The 23,296-nt window shown below is 39.1% G+C and carries 8 protein-coding genes; 2 read left to right on the top strand and 6 right to left on the bottom strand.

All coding sequences use genetic code 11. The features are described 5' to 3' along the window. Positions 1-486 precede the first annotated feature (486 nt). Complete coding sequence (gene rfbB / locus C3B55_RS00695; protein WP_129210572.1) at positions 487-1,530, top strand: dTDP-glucose 4,6-dehydratase; 1,044 nt, start codon at positions 487-489, stop codon at positions 1,528-1,530. Between the two features lie 1,473 nt (positions 1,531-3,003). Here the strand turns inward: rfbB and cysQ are convergent. The 5 genes from cysQ to ompR form a co-directional block, all read right to left on the bottom strand. After that, on the bottom strand, positions 3,004-3,840 hold the full coding sequence (gene cysQ, locus C3B55_RS00690; RefSeq protein ID WP_129210570.1) for a 3'(2'),5'-bisphosphate nucleotidase CysQ: 837 nt from the start codon (positions 3,838-3,840) through the stop codon (positions 3,004-3,006). Continuing rightward, complete coding sequence (gene nudE / locus C3B55_RS00685) at positions 3,837-4,403, bottom strand: ADP compounds hydrolase NudE (RefSeq protein ID WP_129210568.1); 567 nt, start codon at positions 4,401-4,403, stop codon at positions 3,837-3,839. Before nudE ends, cysQ begins: the two co-directional genes overlap by 4 nt. A 5,202-nt stretch (positions 4,404-9,605) precedes the next feature. After that, positions 9,606-11,147 carry a phosphoenolpyruvate carboxykinase gene (locus C3B55_RS00680; RefSeq protein WP_129210566.1) on the bottom strand — a complete coding sequence of 514 codons (1,542 nt, stop codon included), beginning with the start codon at positions 11,145-11,147 and terminating at the stop codon, positions 9,606-9,608. 914 nt (positions 11,148-12,061) lie between these two features. Then, positions 12,062-13,375 carry an ATP-binding protein gene (locus tag C3B55_RS00675; RefSeq protein WP_129210564.1) on the bottom strand — a complete coding sequence of 438 codons (1,314 nt, stop codon included), beginning with the start codon at positions 13,373-13,375 and terminating at the stop codon, positions 12,062-12,064. 119 nt (positions 13,376-13,494) lie between these two features. Beyond that, positions 13,495-14,235 (bottom strand): osmolarity response regulator transcription factor OmpR, encoded by a 741-nt coding sequence (ompR, locus tag C3B55_RS00670; RefSeq protein WP_129210562.1) that lies wholly within the window; start codon positions 14,233-14,235, stop codon positions 13,495-13,497. Between the two features lie 1,990 nt (positions 14,236-16,225). Between ompR and gshA the strand changes: the two genes are divergently transcribed. Then, the gene (gene gshA / locus C3B55_RS00665; RefSeq protein ID WP_129210560.1) at positions 16,226-17,809 is read left to right on the top strand and encodes a glutamate--cysteine ligase; all 1,584 of its coding nucleotides are present in this window, start codon (positions 16,226-16,228) and stop codon (positions 17,807-17,809) included. A gap of 3,775 nt (positions 17,810-21,584) precedes the next feature. On the opposite strand, the gene epsC is transcribed toward gshA, so the two are convergent. Continuing rightward, the gene (gene epsC / locus C3B55_RS00660; protein WP_129210558.1) at positions 21,585-22,499 is read right to left on the bottom strand and encodes a serine O-acetyltransferase EpsC; all 915 of its coding nucleotides are present in this window, start codon (positions 22,497-22,499) and stop codon (positions 21,585-21,587) included. Between the last annotated feature and the right edge of the window lie 797 nt (positions 22,500-23,296).

Genomic DNA, 23,296 nt, shown 5'->3' with positions numbered 1-23,296 from the left:
CAGTCAGTCGATACCAAACAACTGGTGATTGCTTGATTGAAAGTGTAAGCTAGGCATAACCAGCTAAATCAGCGCAGATAAGTACCAATGTAATTGGTACCTAGAATACTGTTTACTCATGTTCAGCGTTTTTTAATAAGTAGCTGTGATCAGAATTGCAACGCCACAGTTTTTTCACTGCCAAGCACAAGCACTGCTACAAACGCTAATTAACAATAGCAAATTACCTACGGCTGCTTACAATATAAAAGCTGTAAACACGTACTTGACGTAAACCACCTGCCATTATGCATCAGTGACTACTGAGGTCGCTACTATAGCAGCAAGTAGCCATGTATACGCTAAATCATAAAAACCAATAATACCTTAGACCTACCAATGTAGTTAGACTACTACTATCTAAATATTATGCTTGCACTACTTAGTTTCACAACGCAAGCTATTCTCTCACCTCTTAATGTGTGTCTTAGAAAGAAGGCTCTCTGCATGCGCATTCTCATCACCGGCGGCGCTGGATTTATTGGTTCAGCCTTGGTTCGTTATTTGATTCAAAACACTGAACACGAAGTGTTCAACCTAGATAAACTAACCTACGCTGGCAATCTGGAATCATTGACCAGCATTGCACTCAATAGTCGCTATGAGTTCGTACAAGTAGATATTATCAATCAAGCCACTGTCAGCTCCATTCTGGCACGCTTTGAACCACAAGCAGTAATGCATTTAGCGGCAGAGTCACATGTAGACCGCTCTATTAATCGACCATCAGACTTTATCCAAACCAACATTGTAGGCACCTACAGCATGCTAGAAGCCACTCGTGCCTACTGGCAAACATTGACGGAACCAGATAAGAGCGTATTTCGTTTTCATCATATTTCTACCGATGAAGTATATGGTGAACTCAATGACGCAGATGACCCATTCACTGAAAACAAGCCTTACGCACCAAGCTCACCGTATGCAGCTAGTAAATCAGCCTCTGACCACCTGGTCCGCGCATGGCAGCGCACCTACGGCTTACCCGTACTGTTAACCAACTGCTCAAATAACTACGGGCCATTCCACTTCCCCGAGAAGTTGATCCCGCTGGTTATCCTTAACGCCATCGCAGGCAAACCACTACTAGTCTATGGTGATGGATTGCAGATACGCGACTGGCTTTTCGTCGAAGATCACGCTCGGGCACTATTAAAAGTGGTAACTAAAGGTATAGTGGGCGAAACCTATAACATAGGCGGTCATAACGAACAAAAGAACATCGATGTAGTACACCGCATCTGTAGCTTGCTTGAAGAGTTAACACCACAACGAACTGCTAGTATAAAAAACTTTACTAACTTGATCACCTTCGTTAAAGACCGCCCAGGACACGATCAGCGCTATGCAATTAACGCAAGTAAAATCAAAAACGAGCTAGGCTGGGTACCAGAAGAAACATTTGAAACTGGTCTACGTAAAACTGTGCAGTGGTACCTAGATAATCTTAACTGGTGCCGTATGATACAGGAAGGCAGCTATTCAAGGTAATCCACTAGTAGTACTAGTATAAAAATCTAATCACATAAGAGCCCTGGTAATACGCTTTGCCTAACTAGGCAAAGCAAGCTCTATAAACGTCAGTTAACGTAATTATCACTACACCACTACATCTTATCGATCTTCGTACCAGAGGTATTTATGCGCTTAGCGTGACTTTTGAGTGCTTTAAAGCCAAGACATAAGGCAGGCTAGCAGTACACGCGATAAAGCGTACCGACAAGCCCGGAAGATCTTAAGTACAATGCCATAGAAAAGGCAATCATACAGCTAATAATAAATAATACACATACCCTGCTGACCAAAATTATCGCCACCATCACTAGAAAAATCTACTATAATAAACTGTAGTTAAGCGCTAAAATCACAGAATAAAACATTAATCTATATATTAATGGCAAAATCAAGTTTTTATATATTTTTGCATGAAAGCTATAGCTGAAAAGCTCTAGCTGAAGCTAACAAGCTGTTCTGCACTATCAAAACGCTAAGCCCATAGTTTTTTTGCGAAAGTTTAAGCACTCTTCAAATAAGAGCCTTCTAAAAATGAGAAAAACCATGGATTTAGCAGTATACCCATCATTCGCTTAAGCGAAATGTAGTAATAGCAATTATATATACGTATATATCTAGTATGAAGAGCCTAGAGCTGCTGACCCAGCAAAACAATTACGATTCAGATATTATAGTACCGCTGATGACTGGTCATAATGATACATTAAACAGAGTATCGGTAAATTCAAGTTAGTGAATGGCTATGCTCGATTCCTTAATTAGATACAAAACATGAGCCTGGACGTACTCATGCTACTATGCATGTTGCTCAGTATTGGATATAAACAAAATACGCTGGCGCAATTGAAATTGCGCCAGCAGTACTAACTATAATACCGGCAAAACAGTATCATGCTGCTAAACTTTAAGAGGGGGCTACTATAAACAATGGGGCATTGGTAGCAATAATAGCAATTTACCTGGATTTATTATTTGCTATTATATTGTCTTCAACGCTGGCAATATTCTTAAAGTTATTACGACTAGCGACAGAGCTAAACTACGAGGCTAAATCTACTCTTCTTGCAGGTTAATATCAACCACGAGAACCATATATTCTGCAGCAGCTTTTATTATTGTGTAGCGCCTTGTTAAACAATTGAGGCTAGCCACACCTAAAACCATGTAAAGAAAACATCAAAGATGAGCATATCCTCATTCAAAGTAAACATACTAGTCATGCACTATTAGTAAAAATAGTGGAATATCAGCGGTAGATTTTGCTAAGCATTGCAGTATGAAAGTGCAGCAGCAGCTTACAGCAACTTACAAACAGAATAAATGGTAAGCTAAAAATCGTTATTTAACTGCAAACTTAGATTATGAATGATGGCAGTAAAAAGTGTAAGCCAGTATATAGCAGTTAGCATAGCTAACCCCTAAAGAACGTAGCACAAAATAACTGTGGACTCAAGAACGAGCTAAACTTAGTAAATGCTCACGCCATGCTGCTTTAGCAGGTAGCGCTAAAAAAAACGAGTTTAACAACGATTCCCGTGCAAGATAGCTGAATGGCTCGCCATTCAACTCTAATACTTCGCCACCAGCCCCCTCAAGCACGCCCTGAGCTGCTGCTGTGTCCCATTGCGAAGTCGGTGCTAAACATGGGTAACAATCAGCACTGCCCTCAGCTAATAAACAGAATTTCAGCGAGCTGCCAATATTTTCCAGCTGTAACTCTCCTAAAGTTTCGCTTAAACCGCTAAGTAAACGTTCCTGTTCAGCGGTTGAATGACGCCGACTGACGACTACAGTAAACACCTCTCCAGCTGAAGGGGCCTGGCGTACTTGAATCTGCTGAGGCATGGCGTTCAAATTAGAACGCCATGCACCAAGCCCTGCGCCACCAAAGTAGCAACAGCCACTAGTTGGTATTAATACCACGCCAAATACCACGTCACCTTGCTCAATCAACGCAATATTTACAGTAAATTCTTCGCTGCCGGAGATAAATTCCTGGGTGCCATCTAATGGGTCTACCAACCACCAACGCTGCCAGCAAGAACGAATATTGCAATCAATATCAGCATCTTCTTCGGACAGCACTGGGATGCTTGGGTTTAAAGCAGTAAGGCCGGCCAGGATCAAATGGTGAGCTGCCAGGTCTGCTGCCGTTACTGGTGAATTATCCAACTTCGAGGTAACCTCTAAGTCAGTGCGCCAATATGACAGGATAACCTCACCTGCCTGACGTGCTAACTCAATCACAGGGGCAATAAACCGAGAACTAAAAAACAGTTTGTTCATGCAATAAAAGCTCCATATTGGGTTAATAAATCTCGTACCAAATACAGTGCTGCTAATGCACGTCCTTCACTAAACTGTGCATTTTGTGCAAGCATGGACAAGTCACGTAGGTTGATTCGTTCCACACGCATAAATTCAGGTTCATCACCTTCTGCACGTTCTTCATACAAATCGGTCGCTAAAACTACTTGGATCTTATGACTCATATAACCAGGTGAAAGGGACAACTCGGTAATGTGTTCTAATTGACGCGCACTATAACCTGCCTCTTCCCTGAGCTCACGATTTGCAGCAGCTAGTATATTTTCACCAGGTTCAATTAAACCTTTCGGCAAGGAAAATTCATACTTGTCGGTGCCAGCACAGTACTCTTCTACTAGCAACGCGTAGTAGGTATCGATCATCGCCACAATCATAACTGCGCCGCAACCGGCACCGCGACCTACCAAGCGCTCATAAGTTCTCTCAATACCATTAGAAAAGCGCAATTGCACTTCTTCAATAAAGAACAAACGGCTACTGGCAACTATTTCGCGATCAAAGATGGTAGGTTTCTGGCGCATAAGCAGCTCCTCGGTATCAGCAAGTTACTATACCTTGGCTTTTCCGATTGTCTGTGTCAGATATTGTTATATTAAATAAGAAGAAATACCATTCTTTTCTATAACAGGCTATTAAGCCTATCCACAGACATGAATAACATTTTGCTTAACCTATAATTTTGATAACCATTGTCTAAATGGAGCATCCTTATTTATTGCTAAACCAATCGGCATGAATTAAGCTAATTATAGCTACAATTAAACTATAATTTATTTATTGGTCACATCTTACTAATCCTACATGATATCCACGATTGGAGTATGTGGCATGCGCTAGCAATGAAAGAACTAAATAGCAAGAAGAAACTAAAGAATATAGCTAAATTTACGGCAGCAGATAATTACCTGTATCTCATTTCTAGGCACATACTGCAATGCGCTAACTGACTACCTGCTGTAAACCGCACTAAGTAAGGCATCACTGATATGCCGAGGCGCTCGCATCGTAGACGAACACCACCGCATGACGATATGCGTATTAATCAAGAACATATAGCGTTTACCCTGAAAAAATTTTGTTTACAACTTCAACTAACGACTTCCTAGACTCGTAGATTTTTTACTCGTTACTGTACATCGTTATAGAGTTCGCGTTAAAGATGTAGCTTTTACCACCACGAAACATTCTATCCACTATAACTAAGCTAGTTAAAGTAATGAGTCTTCTATAAGACTAAATCCAACAGTGCTTACTTGTAGCAAGATAAAATTCTATTTTTCTTCATGAATAGCAGCTTTACTTTTGGAGCTGCAATTATTGTCATAAACGTTTTTGGTGATGCTTAATTTTTTAAGCTTTATCTGACTAATGCATTTCTTCAGCTAATCACTCAAATTAACATTATCTAACGCCAACAAGTAAATCAGTTTTTCACCTATTCTTAAACAAAGAGTAAAACTAAAAAATACTCATAGTACATTCTTCTTAAGATTGCAGTGTCAGATATCCAAGACTAGACTTGTATTACTGATTTTGGTTCCTAAGCTACCAAAGACTAAAATGCACTAAATTTCTTTGCTATTGAAATAAATATGCGCCATAGGCCTAGATAAGCATTATCTATCCATATATTATTCAAACTAATTAGATATGACTCTATGTTGCACCTAATTCTAACTGCTAATTAGTGTATTGTTATACTACTCAAAGAGCAGCGTAAAGAGCCCAGTTTACGCAGCAACCGCTATTAACCACCACTAGCTATAGCTACCAACTAAAGCTGCCAGCTTTATAAGTTTAAATATACTAAGATCGCCAGTGCTGTCTAAGTAGAAAAAACATATTAGTGGTTACCTATAACGATATCAGCCAAGCTAGTTATACTGGCGATACTAACGAACTTAACAAATTTTTTGTTAGCTTTAGAGTTCAAGCTAATAAAAGCAACAATCATTATAATTTTTATCTAAAACTCAGTAATGTTGGCATCACCCAATACTCTACAGTACATACTTCTAATGGCGCTTTTATAGGCTTTAGCAGCTACACGGCTGGCTGGCTGACACTAGCAGTTATGGTCTGCAAAGCAATATTTCATACCATGGCGAGTTACTAATAGACCGTGAAGACATCGAACAATATAATTCTCTAAAGAAACTAATTAGCGCTCTAATCAGTCACAAGATTCCAGTGAACGGCTGGTTTTGTAATCGCAATTAGTCACTATAACTTTAAATATATCAACAAAGTGATACGCATATAGATTAAGACTGTAGTAAGATTATCGTCATTATATTATTTATGGCTTGCAATAAAGGTTACGGTATCACTTAAATCTTACCTATTTGCTACAGAAAGTGCTCAGCAGATATATACCTCTGCGATAAAAGCTAAATGGGTATGCATCAGTAAGTCGACTAAGACATGACTATAAGTTACAAGTCCAATATATAACCTGGCCATCAGCTAGAGTGCACTTATCAATACAGCTGCTGGTACTTAATAATAACACAATACAAGATCTTCGCAATAATACGAAGGATTAACTAGAGTGGCCGACCTATACTGTCATAGTTGCGCGTGAGGTAACTATAGCAATACAGATCGCGCAAAATACGCTATCATGGTACACTAACTTTTTAGTCTAACTTAATATCTTCCAAAACCCACGCCATATAAACACACTAACAACACAGTCCATATACCGAATTTAGTTTTACCATCAATTTATATTCTAACTATTAGTACAGCAACACCATTTAAAACCTACACGACTATTACCACCTGCTAGCGCAGGCTAAAATAATGCATTGTTCGTTCAAAACGCTAGCATTATCCAGTCTAGGCTTCATACAATGACAAAAGGCTAAAACTTTATGTTACAGTAAGAAAATAGTCATAAACATAGTGTGAATAGTTTATCTCGCTAGCATGTGATATTGCTGTAGATTACATAGCCGCTTATTACCAGTACACAATTATAGTAACAATATACTGATGTCGAAATTTATAACAATTTACCTGGAAACGACTAGTGCTAATAAGTTATTAGCAGTGTATTTAGTTTTAATTACACTTCTTGCAATAAACTAGCCTCGGTACAAGCTTAAACATATAAAGCTACAGCTTTGTAGCTGTTCTTAAACTAACTCAAATAACTGAAATTATTCATATAGTAGGTTATTCAGTAAACTGAATGCAACTAATACAATTAGTCTATTGATAATTGTTAGCACTGTAGTACAATTTGAAGATCACACTCTCGTTTTCTTGAGATACCTCAAGCTCATCTAATATGATTTTTCTCAATGCTATTATTATTTTAGCCTATTAGCTTTGGTTAATAGCGTAGTTATTGCTGATAATACACTATCGAGACCTGCATGAATAATGCATTCAGCGCAACAAGTGGCAACTCTAGGTTATCCAGTAGCAAATTATAATAACCTCCTTAAGGTTTTAAAAACCTAATTTAATTAATAGCTCAAGCAGCTTACCTACATAGTTAGGACACATAGACTTATCTAAAACATATCTCAGTTTTGATGAACGGCGGTTCTGATCGATTTACCTAGACACACCACTGACCTACCAAACGTTAACATTGCTCATGTTATTATGAAATATAGACATATTGCTACTATTTCAGTAGTGTTCCAAGCACAACAACTTGTAACACACCGAAAGCTAGTGCTATAGTAATAATAGCAAGTCTACTTTAGATGACGAATCACATCAATAAATACTTAAGCAACTAAGCGCGACAAGATGCTAGACTTTTGTAAAGCAGTAAATTAGAGGCAGCTACAGTATAGCTAAGTAACAAGGCTTATAGCTTTGCAACATATGGGCTAACCTAAATTAGTAGAGAGCACTACGCTAGCTAAGATAGCAGTTAGCGTAGCTGCTAATAGGTTTCTTTTAGTTGAAACGAAGCTTTTACTAAATACAGACTTACAAAAAGTGTTGCAGATAAGCTGTACATCTATTAATAGTAAAAACTTAAGCTATCAGCTAGCGCGCCCAGCTAACCCAAAAAGACTGCAAGAAAAACCCAATAATAAGTGGGGCTACGAATAACTTATAAATAGAGCGGATAGTTACACTGTGGCTTGATAGGTCTGATCATAAACTAAATTTAGCAACTAGTTTACCTGCTATAGTTAAATATCAGGCTATATTTTTATAATTAATTTCCATACTTAGTATACTATCACCACTGATAAGCTTAGCACTAATATTTAATTAGTTTAACTCTTTAAGTGCTAGTAAAATCTAGTCATAACTAAAATATTAGAATAATGCTTTGCCTATTTAGAATTAAAATTATTAATACATAAATTTCGCTAGCAGCTATAGAATATATACAAAAATGCTAGTTTAAAATCTATCATGCGTCATAACGGTAGTCATTTCGAAGTAACTTATCTTATAAATAAACAGGTAGAACTATTTATAGTAAATTACTGTAAATTTAGCTAAAGAGATACTTAATCATCTCTTTATTATGCACTGTAAAATTACAAATTACACGCTAAAAAGTATTACTGCAGCATTTGGACTGCCAAGTCCACTTGTCTTCTATTTGACTAGACTTAAAATCTCTTATTACAAGAAATAAATTCTGCAGATAACTTAATCACCACCTAAAAGATTGCATTGTATTGCAGATCCAGCAGCTCCTATATAAAAAATTAACTTATTATAACACAAAACTCTATTGCTAGCTAAAATTTAGCCTAGGCTGTCAACACGTCAGGCCGAACAGCTTATAAAAGTGCTAGAAAGCGATTTTTCTAAGTAAATTAGGCAATCACGACGCTTATCGTGACTTTTAATTTATTGATGTTAGACATACTGTTTGTCAGTACATTTGTCTAGCTGTGACAACAAGGTTGCTGATAGCATTCGTTATGCTGTATAATAGTTATCAAACGTATAAGTTACATACATAGACCATAGGAAACCTCAGTGAAACTCAATAACGCTAAGAACTAAATGTTCAAGCTAGCTTACTCGTTCAAGGATTAATTATGCGCTAACCAAGTAAATATATAAATAACGATCATATATGAACATAATAATAGGCTTACAACAGCTTTATTCCAGAACTGCACTAATTTCTTAGTAAATTTTAACACCCTTATTGTTGATATTGAAATACGTATAGCATGCTTCTGGATATACTATTAGCTTTTTAATCATAACCATGCCGCTCGTTATCTTGTCGACCTTGCTGTTCAAATCCATGAGTACACACTCTGTTAAGCATATAGTTAATATATCATAATGGCGCTTATGACCGGTCTTTAGCGCGAATGGAAGCCGTTTATTAAAGAATAAGTTGCTTTGCTACTGTTTTAAGGCCAGACACCGAATACATTACCCTAATCTAACTCGGCCTGATTGCAGCTATGCATGATTAGCGTAATTCTTACCTGTACCAAAAAAGACAACAGCACTCTCGTAACAATCCACATCAGCCAACTGCTAACAAGATGCTTGCTGCATTTTACGCTGAATTAACTCTTGTCTACAAAACCACCATTACGCTGCTGATATTAAGCTGGATTAAATGTTACGATTAAACTAATCTATATATACTATTATTGAAAGCACATGACTTTAGCGTTATCCTAACGCTAGCCATCGTGTTAGCCTTGCTAAGCATCAACTAATATTTTTATTACACTACCTAAGGTTAGATTTATAAAACCTAGGTTCTATAACCTAGGCCCAGAAGCCCTGATGGCATCACTTACATCAAACTTTTTAAAGTTTTCAATAAATAAATTTGCTAGTGTCTTTGCTGCTTCGTCATATGCGCTCTTGTCTGCCCAGGTATTACGTGGATTTAACAAATCAGTTTTAACGCCAGGAACAACTAATGGCACATCTAGATTGATGGTGTCGAGGTGCTCGGTGTTAGCACTAATTAATGAGCCGCTCTGGATTGCTGTAATCACGCTGCGAGTGGTCTGAATACTGAAGCGTTTGCCTACACCATATCCGCCACCAGTCCAGCCAGTATTAACCAGGTAAACTTTTGAGCCAAAGCGACGAATTCGCTTAATTAGTAACGCTGCATATTCGCCTGCTGGACGAGGAAAGAATGGCGCACCAAAGCAGGTAGAGAAAGTCGACTTAATACCGCTGTCAGAACCTATTTCAGTAGAACCTATTAGTGCAGTATAACCGGACAGGAAATGGTAAGCTGCTTGTTCCTCGTTTAGAATCGACACTGGCGACAATACGCCAGCAAGGTCGCAAGTAAGGAAGATCACTGCATTTGGCTCACCCCCCAGGTTATTCTCAGAACGCTTAACAACATGCTCCAGCGGGTAAGCAGCACGACTATTCTGAGTAATGCTAACATCAGCGTAATTAGCGTGCCGTGCCTCGTTAATAACAACGTTTTCCAGTACTGCGCCATGCTTAATAGCTTTCCATATAACTGGCTCGTTTTTTTCAGATAGGTCGATGCATTTAGCATAGCAACCACCTTCGATATTGAAAACTACACCCTCTCCCCAACCGTGCTCATCGTCACCAATCAAGTAACGGCTTTCGTCAGCGGACAAGGTAGTTTTACCAGTACCAGACAAGCCAAAAAACAGAGTTACGTCGCCTGCTTCGCCGATGTTAGCTGCGCAGTGCATTGGTAATACGTCGGAAGCTGGCAACAAAAAGTTCTGCACAGAAAACATAGCCTTTTTCATTTCACCGGCATAACGCATACCAGCGATCAGCACTTTTTTCTGTGCGAAATTGAGAATAACGCAACCATCAGAGTTAGTACCGTCACGCTTTGGCACACACTCAAAGTTTGCAACGTTAAGCAATTGCCATTCTGTGTGATGCGCTGGGTTATACTGAGTAGGGTTAATGAACAGACAACGACCGAATAGGTTTTGCCAGGCAGTTTGAGTAGTCATTTTTACGGCTAAGTAGTGATCTTCTGCAGCCCCTACATGAACATGGGAAACAAAATGTTCTTGCGCATTATTAAAAGCCTCGACACGAGCCCACAGGAAATCGAACTTATCGGCCGGAAACTTGTGATTGATCAAGTCCCAGGCAATTGCGTCTTGAGTAGAAGGCTCTTCAACGATAAAACGGTCAACTGGCGAACGACCGGTACGGTGACCAGTTTTTACAACTAGCGCACCAGTATCAGCAAGCACACCTTCACCGCGATGCAGGGCTTCTTTGACCAGATCATCAATACTCAGATCAGTATATACGGCATTATTGATTTGCATCATAAGGTTCCCCGTCGGCCAATGGCCGAGTACTCTAAACATTTTATAATAGATAGAAAGCTGCACACTACAATTACCGTAAAAGTTAGCTAAATTATGCTAAAAGCCTACAAAGAGCAGAATATTTCTATCATGACTGCGCTAATCTAGCGTTATTTAAGTAATTTACCTACACTTAAACATTCTAGCGGTAGATATTATAAGCAGTATCAATGACTACTCCTTGTAAATGATTGTGCTATATCGATCTTATCGAACAAGCGCATATCCTTTTCATGGCATAAGTGATATGGAATAGTTTTTGAAGAATGGATGTTTTGCCTATTCAATAACTCACACGCAAACAAATCAGAGTAGCTGCGTGTATTGGCTATCAAAAGCTTAAATCTATTTATTTTAGTTAATGCTACTGACCCCCTAAAACCTGGTCTTCAAGACCATTAAGGTACGCTAAGCATTTTTTTAATTTATTTAGCAATCTGCTATCTGTTGTCTTCTAAGCTAACCGCACAAATTAGTTAGTAACCAAGCAACCGGTCAATGGTGATTTATTAGCACTGATTTATCAGAGCGATCATTTCTCTTACTAGAGAAAAACTCTGAGAGTTAAAATTATTCTAATTATAATAACCACGTAATTATGCAGCGATATTATCAATCTTGGGTGTATTTATAGTGGTGCTTATTAGGCATTTTACTTGAGTATTAGTGATCTATAACTCAGCACTGTTGTTTATAAATACTGCGACTAGTGGATAGACACCATTATTTGCGCTACTCAGCAAGCTGCTAATTATCAATTGTTTAATGATCATACGCACTGCTGTATAATGTCGACAAAAAATATTAGTGTCGCGTACCTGTGATAACGACGACCCAGTCAGCTACCTTACACTTACTTTTGTAGACATTACTTATTAGGGCGCATCTCTAGGCAACATCAAGCCTAGCGGTAAACATACCCTCGCTTCTAGACCGCCTGTTTCACGATTACGTAGCTCAATATTACCGCCATGCATCGAAGCAATCCGTCGCACAATCGCTAAACCTAACCCGGTACCTTTCTTTCCAAAAGCACGATCACCACGAGTAAATGGGTTGAAAATACCTTCTAACTCTACTGGATCAATGCCTGAACCACGGTCCATGACACTCAGCACTACATAGGGTGCATTACTGGTGCCAGAGACATATGCAGCTACTTCCACACCTGAACCAGCATGATGCAAAGCATTATGGATTAAGTTATTAAGCAAACGCTTTATTGATACTCGGCGTAAAGCGAACGACTGTATCGGCTCTAAGCGCATATACACCTGTGTACCGTTCTGATTATAAGACGTTACTACTTCGTGTATTAGGTCCGTTAGGTTAACTTCCTCTATGATTTCATCATGGCCGTCACGGATAAAAGCTAAAAACTGGCTAAGAATCGTATCCATATCCTCGATATCACGTACCATTGCATTAGTTAGGTCGGCGTGATTACCTATTAATTCTAGTGACAGCCGCAAACGCGTCAATGGTATACGCAGGTCATGAAACACACCAGCCAGCATCAACTCACGCTCACACCCAGCCTGTTTGACTTTTTCGGCCATTTGGTTAAAGGCGCTGTATACTTCAGTCATCTCACTGGATGTATCACTAATCGGCAAGCGCACACTGTGCCCTTGCCCTAATTGGCAAGCAGCAAAGACTAAACGCTTAAGCTGTTGGTTAAACTGACGTATAAAAATCCATGCAGACTTAATTGAAAACAACCAAACAGCCAAAAACCAACCAAATACGCACCAAATTTTTTGCCTGTATAATGGCTTATGGTATAGTGGAACCTCAATCCAAGCATTTCCTAGGTTTGGCGCTTTTACCCATAACACTGGCAAAACGTGCATACGCAGTCGTACCTCGGTATTTTGTCCTAGCTCAGCCTGCATCTGCCGTTGATAGATTTCGTTGTAAGGCCAACATTGCTCGCCTGCTGGTACATCAGCCCCGTTAACCTGAATAAGGGTCGATACTTTTGATATTTTCTCGCGGTTTTTAAGATCAACAGCCCAATAAGCACGCAGCATCAAAGCAACACCGTGGCTATACTGCTGATCCACCAGCACATACTCGTTCATTAACAAATAAACTGGCGTTAGCGCCTTGGAAAATATAACAACTATCAGTATCAACCATAAGATGCGCAATAAGAAGCTATGATGGAACCAAAACGGAATTTTCATAAAAAAATCTGCCTAGCACTCTACAGAAACGAGCAACTCTGACAGACCTACAGACGCCGAGCAAACCATCGGCTCTCATCGAGCTAAACGCCAGGTTGCCTGTATCTGTAACTTATAAATCATTTAATTACAGTGCCATCCGGCACAAACACATAGCCCACACCCCATACTGTCTGGATGTATCGTGGCTTAGACGGGTCCAGCTCGATTATTCTACGCAGACGGGAAATCTGTACGTCGATAGAGCGCTCTAGGGCATCCCACTCGCGACCACGAGCTAAATTCATTAGCTTATCGCGGGTCAGAGGCTGACGAGCATTCATCACTAAAGCCTTAAGCACAGCGAATTCGCCAGTAGTAAGCATATACACTTCTTTGCTACACTTAAGCTCACGGGTCGCTAACGACAATTCGTAGCTACCAAAGGTGACGCTTGCGTCTTCGTTACCTGGCGCACCAGGAACTAGAGCTACCTGGCGACGTAGTACAGCCTTAACCCTAGCCATCAGTTCATCCGGGTTAAACGGTTTAGTCAAGTAGTCATCAGCACCTAGTTCAAGGCCTTTTATACGACTCCACTCATCGCTCCTAGCGGTGAGCATGATGATAGGAATCTGGTTATTTATACCGCGAAGACGCTTACAAGCGGTTAGGCCATCTTCGCCAGGTAGTATCAAATCAAGTATCACAAGATTAAATACTTCACGCCCCAATAGACGATCCATCTGCTCGGTGTTTGGCACTGCACGAGCACGGTAGCCCTTGGTATTAAAAAAGCGTTCTAGTAAGTTGCTAAACCCTAGATCATCGTCAACAAAAAGAATTTTTTTACCTTCAACAGTTTGTGTAGTACTATTCATTATACGTTCCTCCTATATCGGCACGCATTATGGTGTAGCTACCGTTATATGCACTGTCTACATTGCTAGCAGTTTCCCCTTCTACCGTCACAGCTGGCCAACGTCTTATATAACCACCAGTGCAGCACTATCCACACAAGACAACACGCTGGTTATCATACAATGCCTTTATGCAAAAGTATGGTCAGACTGTATTGTCTATAAAACCTCAGCTAGTTTTTTTCAGTGGCGAATAGTGATGTTCCTATTTTATAGGTCAATAGACTGTTTGTTATTCTAATTAACGATACTATCATGGATCGCTCAACCTTAATTCACCATGCTTTCTTAATTCACCATGCTTTATTTTACGAGTGTACAAACTGCTTTCAAGCAGTTAAGATAACTTAATACGCAACATTAGTAGCCGTATTGCCAAAAAAAACTTGGCATACAACCTACGGTAAGTCAAATAAGCCGCAATCATGTTAGATAAAACCCATAGAGCCTTCATCGCCAGGTACCCTAAAATGACTAGTGAGCTTCGCTCACACTAAAGAGCTGCCTTGAAAACTTTTATTTGCCGCACAAATAAAAAAAGACCCGTACTAATGGTAAGTTTACCCTCGAAACTGTTATGAGCTAGCCAGTCAGTAGACTAATCAAACGAGTTATTAATTTCGAAAATAAATCAGTACACTGTATTTGTGTCGCAAGGGTACCTAACCTACATAGCGGTAACCTTTCAAGGCGCTAATTTATGCGATTATTTCACATATGGCACATCGCTAAAATATGTCAGTTATAACAAACACTCGTTACTTTTACTCTTGCAACCAAAGCATTTCTATATTGATACCACAAAATCAACAACGAATATGCTAAGTATTTAGTAACCTATACGCAAGCACGATCAATCAAAAATTTGGTACCTAGAATTATAATTGTCCTGTAAAGCTAAATGGCTTAATAATGGCTTGCTAAAGTTATATACTGGAATCCAGTCAAACAAACTCTATACCAACCTTCAAACTAATTTACATAACTCAATGCCGGTTGCGTTAGACGTCTCCACAGTTTACTAAAAGTCTACCAGATGGCGCAGCGATACTACTTGTTAAAAAACTAACCGTGACATCTACTCGCTAAGCAACACCACTCCTAATAGCCATAAGTTTAATACTGTCGAACTTTCGGAAAGCGCTAAAAACCTCAAAAACTTACCACCTAGACATGATCTGCACAAACATAATTACCAACGCGACTAGCTTGAACTCATTTATAAATATTAGTACGCATGAGGATATTTTGGTATATATCTACTGTACTTTAAAAAAACTCATTAAAGACTAGCGTGACGCAGTAAAAGTTGGTGACGTAGCCAAGGTCATAGGTATTCCGCAATAAATACATTAGCCTATCGATAAATATAAACAACACGCATTAGCGAGCAAATAACGGTATCCATAGTGCACTACAAAAACTCAGCACTACGTGTCATCGTAAAACAATACTCAGCACAAGGAAGTCGCTACCTATCGCAGTGTTGCATCATAACGTCGATATTGATTGGCTACAAAAAAACCAAAGAAACGTTTATGGAAACCACAGCCACTTAGACCTGCAAAACACTACCGTCAAATTTACAGTCAACTATTATCCACGCATTCAAAGACGGTGAAGTGTTATACACCAACCTACGCCATGTAACGTTGATAAACGTATATTGTTGATCAACACAGAACGCAATTAAGGCAAAAACTTTTTGTAAATGTACAAGATTCATTAGCTGTCTTCTGCTTCTTAGCTTTTGATTTAAATTAATTTCAGCACTGCGACAACAGCATTAGAATTTTCTTGCTGCACTATAGCCTAATTCATGAAATAGAGTAAAAGTAGACTTTTACCAAAACTGGTTAAACCCAAAACCAGGCCAGAACGCAAGTTTCAAATTCACCCTTGTAGACCATGTCCTACCCATCTACATATTGGGACGACTAAGGAATCTAACTTGAGCGAACTTCTCAATCGCCGCCTAGCCTTACTTAGCAAGCGCGAACACATCTCACTACTCAAACAGTGCCTACATGGTATCGAGCGCGAATGCCTACGCGTCACCAATGGTGGTCGCTTGGCGCAAACACCACACCCCGAACCACTAGGCTCTGCATTAACTAATGCATTGATCACTACTGACTACTCAGAATCGCTACTGGAGTTCATTACTCCAGCCCTACCAAACCCAGCTGATACTCTTAGTACTCTGAACAAGATTCATCGTTTTGTCTACAGCAAGCTAGGTAGCGAATACCTATGGAGTCATTCAATGCCATGCCAACTACCAACTGAGGAAAATATTCCAATTGCCTACTACGGCACTTCCAATATTGGGCAGTTTAAATATGTGTACCGCAAGGGTCTTGCTTTGCGTTATGGCAAAACTATGCAATGCATCGCCGGTATACACTACAATTTTTCTTTACCAGAACAGCTGTGGTCTTTACTCAAAAATGCTGAAGGTTTAGTCAGCAATGACCGTGATTATCAGTCTACGGCCTACATCGCACTCATCCGCAACTTCAGGCGCTACAGCTGGTTATTAATATACCTATTTGGCGCTTCTCCAGCTATGGATGCTAGTTTCCTACGTGATCGCTCACACCAGTTGAAAGTATTAAGCTCGAACACACTATGTTTACCCTACGCTACCAGCCTACGTATGAGCGACCTAGGCTATCAAAGCAATGCTCAAATAGGTCTGACACCGTGCTATAACGATTTAAACAGCTACGCTAACAGTCTGCGGGAAGCAGTAGCAACACCTTATGCGCCCTACGTTAAAGTAGGTACCCACAAAAATGGTGAGTGGATACAGCTCAACACTAACATCCTGCAAACCGAAAACGAGTATTACTCTAACATCCGACCAAAGCGCATCACCTATACAGACGAGCTACCGATTAAAGCTCTCATTACCCGTGACATCCAATACATTGAGGCACGCTGCCTAGATATTAACCCGTTTTTGCCAATGGGTATAGACTTGCTAGTATCACGTTTTTTTGACGCGTTTCTATTATACTGCGCACTGAATGATAGCCCGTTATTTGTTAATAACGAGTGCAGCAAGACCACTTCCAATTTTCTAAGCGTAGCCAAGGAAGGCCGTCGCCCAGGACTGCAGTTGCAGTGTGATGGTCGGGCGGTAGACATGAAATGGTGGGCGATCGAATTGCTAGAGAAAATTGCACCACTGGCATACTTACTGGATGAGAGCCAAGGCATCCACGAACATAGTCAGGCGCTTGACGCTCAGTTAGTAAAAGTTAAAGATCCGTCGATGACGCCATCAGCCCAGGTGCTAGCAGCAATGGCCGAACGTAAGGAGAGTTTTGCGCAGTTTTCCTTGCATCAGAGTAAGGTGCACGCCACAAATTTTCGTCAGGAACCGTTACCGGCTGACCAACAGGCACGCTTCGAAGAGCTGGCGCGCGCATCGGTAGCGCAACAAACTAAGCTAGAGCAGAATGAAGCTGGTGACTTTGATGTATTTGTCGAATTGTATCAGGCAAGCATTTTAGCCATTAAAAACTAACGACGCCACACTATATCTAATTTATTTATAATAGTATTAATTTAGTAATTCAGTATATCTTACTGCTTGTAAGAGGTATTCTTGAAAACATTATGTATTTTCAAATGCTTCGATTATTTAGCCTTTTCAAACGCCTAGCCTGAACCTCCTAAAAATTAAAGATTTTTCCTTAAAATCGCATTTCTCTCAGCGCTTCTTGGCTTTATTATGTGTAGTCTGGCTATCCTGTCTGCCTAGATAGCAGATGCTTATCAAGCAATCGCTAGCGCTAGCGCTAAGACTCACTAGCAAAACCTCAATAAAAATAACATCAACATTATTGGCAGTAATACATTTGTGAATGTGTACATCCGTCAATCAGTTTTAAGTATGCCAACTGCTAATTTATACTATTTTAGTATAAATTATGATTTTTTATCACCACTCTAGTTACTCACGACTCAAGTGGTGATATTGATGTCAATTACTACCCAAGATCAAACTCTCAGCATGATCCAAAAAACAGTAATATGCAAATCACGCGTACAAACTTCACCGAGAAACACCATAAAATCGTTATGACTTTCACCAGAGTCACATTAAATGTCTAAGCAATTTACTGCGATAATCTACTGGGCCTGCCCGCCAATAAAACAACGTCAACAAGCTAGCAAAGCTCTCTGGCGATAAAAAATACTACAAGGCAACGTCTTGTATCCATAAGGCACTTATCAGGTAACTGCTTACTTGACGCATTACTAATTGTCTTGCGGTATTGTACTATGGGATTATTCTTTCAGGTGCACTAATGCACAATTAAAGTAGTGTACCTGAGTACCTACGACATTAGAGATATCGTATCCTTTGCTGCCGATTTAATTTTATTAGCACTCAACTAAAACCAACCAGCTAAGCGCCTACGCGTAAACTATAACTAACGCTTTACTTCTAATAAACTTACACGGGCAAATAAAATTTGCTTATGCGTTTACTAAAATCTGTAAGCGCATGTCTGACAAAACATTTTCGAACGGGCAACTATTTACATAAATAACTATAAACTTTATTGCCACAGCTATCAAGTTAGTAACTTGCACTATTATCTTAGTGCGACGTAACTTGAGCACGCATGGGATTAACATCCCAATCATGCTCACATTACTTGTGAGTTAATGGGTCGACCTGTATTTTAATCAGCTCTAACTACATAGAATATAAAATTCTTAACCAGCTAGGTAAATTATCACTAGTTGATCTTATCTCTGACTTACTTGCTAATAATTTTAATCTAATACGGCACAATAAATTGTTTTAAACGCCAGTAGTGTATATCTTATATACTACTGACCAACGCGATAAGCGTAACCTTCATATCAACCACAAAAAAATTGACATGTCATACTAAATCGTCTGTGTGCGACATAGCCGAAGCATAAAGTGTTTATTGAAGCAACTCAAAAGTTTGCTAATGGCTTGAAACCACAGGATTTTATCCAATCTTTACTGCTTAAGAATTTTGAAACAATCTCATGACTTAACAATATTACGCGGTACATAAATACTAGCTACAACGGCTAATGTTGTATTACGCAACGATTCTTGTGAAGACGCTTTTTAAAAAAAAGCTAACAACGACCAGCTATAGAAACTGATCTATCTATGATAGATAGATGCTAAATACTGTATTTATCAACTACAAACTTACTAATCACAGTCGAGGCTAGCTTTTACATTTACTAGATTATACTAAATTATTCGACGATATATAGTTTGTATTATAAATTAACCTTACCTTCCAGTGTAAACTAATCAATCTCTAACAGCTTTTCTGCATAAAAGCTTAAGTTTCTTAACACCCAAATATTTTCAATATCTATTTTAGCTAGTTTATACCAATCAGTACACTGATGACTCTTGGGTCAAGCAAAATATATGCTATTATCAGTTATGCTAGCGTACTATCCGCATACATGTAATCACCTAGGCACTAGGTATCTAGTTGCTCAAAGAGCATACTTATTCTCTTTGATTCTCTTTGAGCAACTATTTCATTTAGCAGATTTCCATACTTTAAAATGACGAAGTGCTTATTTACAATACTTTTCTTGTTGTACAACTGAAGCTTCTTCAAGCTATATATCAACATCGCAGGATATTATTAATGTCTTTATAATCGCCGTCTTTGCGGTACTATTCTTAAGCAATAACGTTAAATACTTCACATAACTATACAGTGATCTAGTAAAAGATCTGAGTAAAAACGAAAAGTTCAAAAATAAGATTAGGCTTACTTAAATAGCCAAGTAAAACGTAACCTTGCAAAGAGTAAAAAATTAACACGCTAAATGTGAGAACCAAAAACGCTATTCATATCAATTACAATATCGTAAAAATTTACTCATTAACGCAATGCAACAGATCATAACTTTAGCTACCATCACTCAAGTGTAGTCCAGCCAAACAGTAAAAGCAGCTGTTAATCTTTGTAGAATTAACACTACAACTAGTAAATAACGACATACAGTAAAAGCGTATCGATGTCTAATGAATAAGCAGATACTTCTTATGGCAACTGCTGTCTAGGCTGATGCTATCACTGAATAGGTAAAGCTTCATGCAGAGCCAACAATATCAATAACAGTAAAATAATCTAGGATAATAGAGAAATCAGTACTAATACTGATTTCTCTAAACGAATACTGCTAATAAATAGCAAAGCACTGATAACCAAAGCTGTCAGCGCACTCCAAAAAAACATACGTAGACATTACGACCTGTCGTTATTAATCTAACCACCTCATTAATAATAAAGTTTGATAGCACGACAACGTCGTTAAAAAGCGATGCAATAAAGAATACGAAGCTAAAAACACTTTCAGGTGTAGAGCTAACTATCTTGCTCTATTAGTAGGTCTGCAGTAGCAGATAGCGGCTAACTGACAGATTATCGATCGCGCCAACTAATCAAACCGTAGTTACCCTATGTTGAGCGCTAAATTAATGACAGTGTTACCAAAAAAAATCAACACCCATATTAAAAGGACACCCAACAAAATCAGTAACATGCTAAAATGAATTTACGCATTATACAATCATGAGCTAACATACAAGATAAGCAAGCCAACAAGCAGCAGCTACAGATTGACTAAACTCAGTGGATTCACAGTCAACTCCAACCAGTTGCTAAGTTTATTACAGACGATACAATCAGGGCTATGGATCGGCAAAGCGTCAATATAGTCATCTAATGTTTTAGATAATGTTGATTAGTAAGTGTTAGATAAGCTAAATGAACAATGTAGATAGCGACAGCATGCGTATATCGAATATTACTTGTATGCTTTGATCCATACTCACGATGGCAAAAGAAATTCACTACACTAATTATTCAGTTGACTAAAACCAGTCTAGATGCACTGTATACAGGCAATGTCAAACAGATAGTCAAGGCTAGCAACCATATAACAGATGTGATTATAAATCATATTTACCAATTAGCTTATATAGCGTTGAACGTAGCTGAAGTGGCAGTTTATATCAATAAACGAAGTACGTCAGCACAATAACCAGCCTAGAACAAATAACGAAATTCAGACTTATCAAAATTTATACAAATATTTAAATTAAATATGGATAAATAATTTTTTAGACTAATAGCATAGCCACATAATAAGTAATTCCAAGGCCAATTTGAGGATAGATATAACTGGTATAAGAAATAAATTGTTCAGGTACTTATGCTTGAAATACAGACAAAATTCGATTATGGCGACTTCTCTCAAGTACTATTTAAAACTCAATCATCATGCTGCAAACCAGCCTGCGTAATGTTCGCCCCGGCCGGTACGCTACGGGTCAGCCACACATTGCCACCAATAATCGAACCTTTACCAATAGTAACGCGGCCTAAAATAGTTGCTCCAGCGTAAATCACCACATCATCCTCAATAATTGGATGACGTAGATGGTTTTTTTTTAGTTGCCCATGTTTGTCTATCGGAAAGCGCTTAGCGCCCAACGTTACAGCCTGGTAGATACGTACACGCTCACCAATGATTGCTGTCTCACCAATCACCACACCAGTCCCGTGATCAATAAAAAAACTTGGGCTGATCTGCGCACCAGGGTGAATGTCGATACCGGTGACCGAGTGGGCAATCTGTGCGCTGATTCGCGCAAGCAGCGGGAGTCCGGCACAATATAAGTGATGCGCTAAACGATGGTGAATCACCGCCAAAACCCCCGGATAGCATAACAGCACTTCATCTACACTACGTGCGGCTGGGTCGCCCTGGTAAGCAGCCAGTATGTCGGTATCTAACAAGCTACGCAGCGAAGGTAAAGCTAAGGCAAAATCTTGGATCAGATGGATGGCAAGTGAATCTACCTCATTATAATTATCTGTCATATGGCATGCAGCATAACGCAGTTCCAGACGAGCCTGTGCAAGTAAGGCATTCAAAGCAACGTTAAGGGTATGACCGACATAAAAATCTTCACCTTTTTCGCGTAAGTTTACCGGTCCTAGGCGCATCGGAAACAACGCACAGCGCAACAATTCAAGAATCCGCAATACCGCCTCACGTGATGGCAGCTCACGACCACCATGCTCTCTACTCACACGGCCATTACGTGTTCGCCACTGATTTCTGACTTTATACAGCTGACTAACTATGGCCTGCAGATGCCAATGACTACAATATTCGTTCACGGTATTCACTCCTGAAGAAATTGCAATTGTTTTGCGGTATGCGCTTTAATCTAAATTAAAAATTTAGATATATAACATAAAGATATATTAAAAATAAATAATTAACAGTTACTTATTAAAAATGTTTGCCTGTCAGGCTTTTCATCACCAATCACTTAGCTATCGTCTGCTTATATAGTAGAGCAATAGCTTCACTATTTCGAATACCTAAAACTGGCGAACGAAGCTAATACTCGAAAAAAATTGAACAGTTACTAGATTGACTCAGCATGAATACTTTCTACAAAGTACAGTGACACTATGCTACTAACTATAAGCAGCAAACAATCTACACCAACCACAATACTTTAGCAGCTAATACTATTTAGTCTCACCAAGCACAACAAACCACGACGCAAGCTGCTAAATTTGTCCTTAGACCTATGTTGGGCTACCGAAAAATCTTATCTGCACAGAAACCTCTACTGTTTGTACAACAGTAAATACCTGTGACTAGATATCTGTTAGAGATTAGAATGTTTCATGGATTATCAGTTATGTATGTGCTGGAATAATCTAAATCAGATAAACTGAATACAGCACTATTGAATTCACTACTATTGCGTTGAACTTTGGTAGAGCAAGTATTTAGAAGAAAATTACTGTTTTTAAACTGCATAGTTTAACATAATGGATAAGGTTAGAAGTCTTCGTCACCATTCTTGTATTACATCGCATATTGCTGGTGAGTACCTTGATTATAGCGCCTAAAGGCTGATTAGTTTAACTAGAAAACTCTAGACAGCGCAGTTACTGGT

It is taken from the genome of Candidatus Pseudomonas adelgestsugas (genome assembly GCF_004124255.1).
GTDB classification, from domain to species: Bacteria; Pseudomonadota; Gammaproteobacteria; order Pseudomonadales; family Pseudomonadaceae; genus Aquipseudomonas; species Aquipseudomonas adelgestsugas.
The sequence above is the reverse complement of the archived record's forward strand: the minus strand, read 5'-3'. Positions and strand labels throughout refer to the sequence as shown.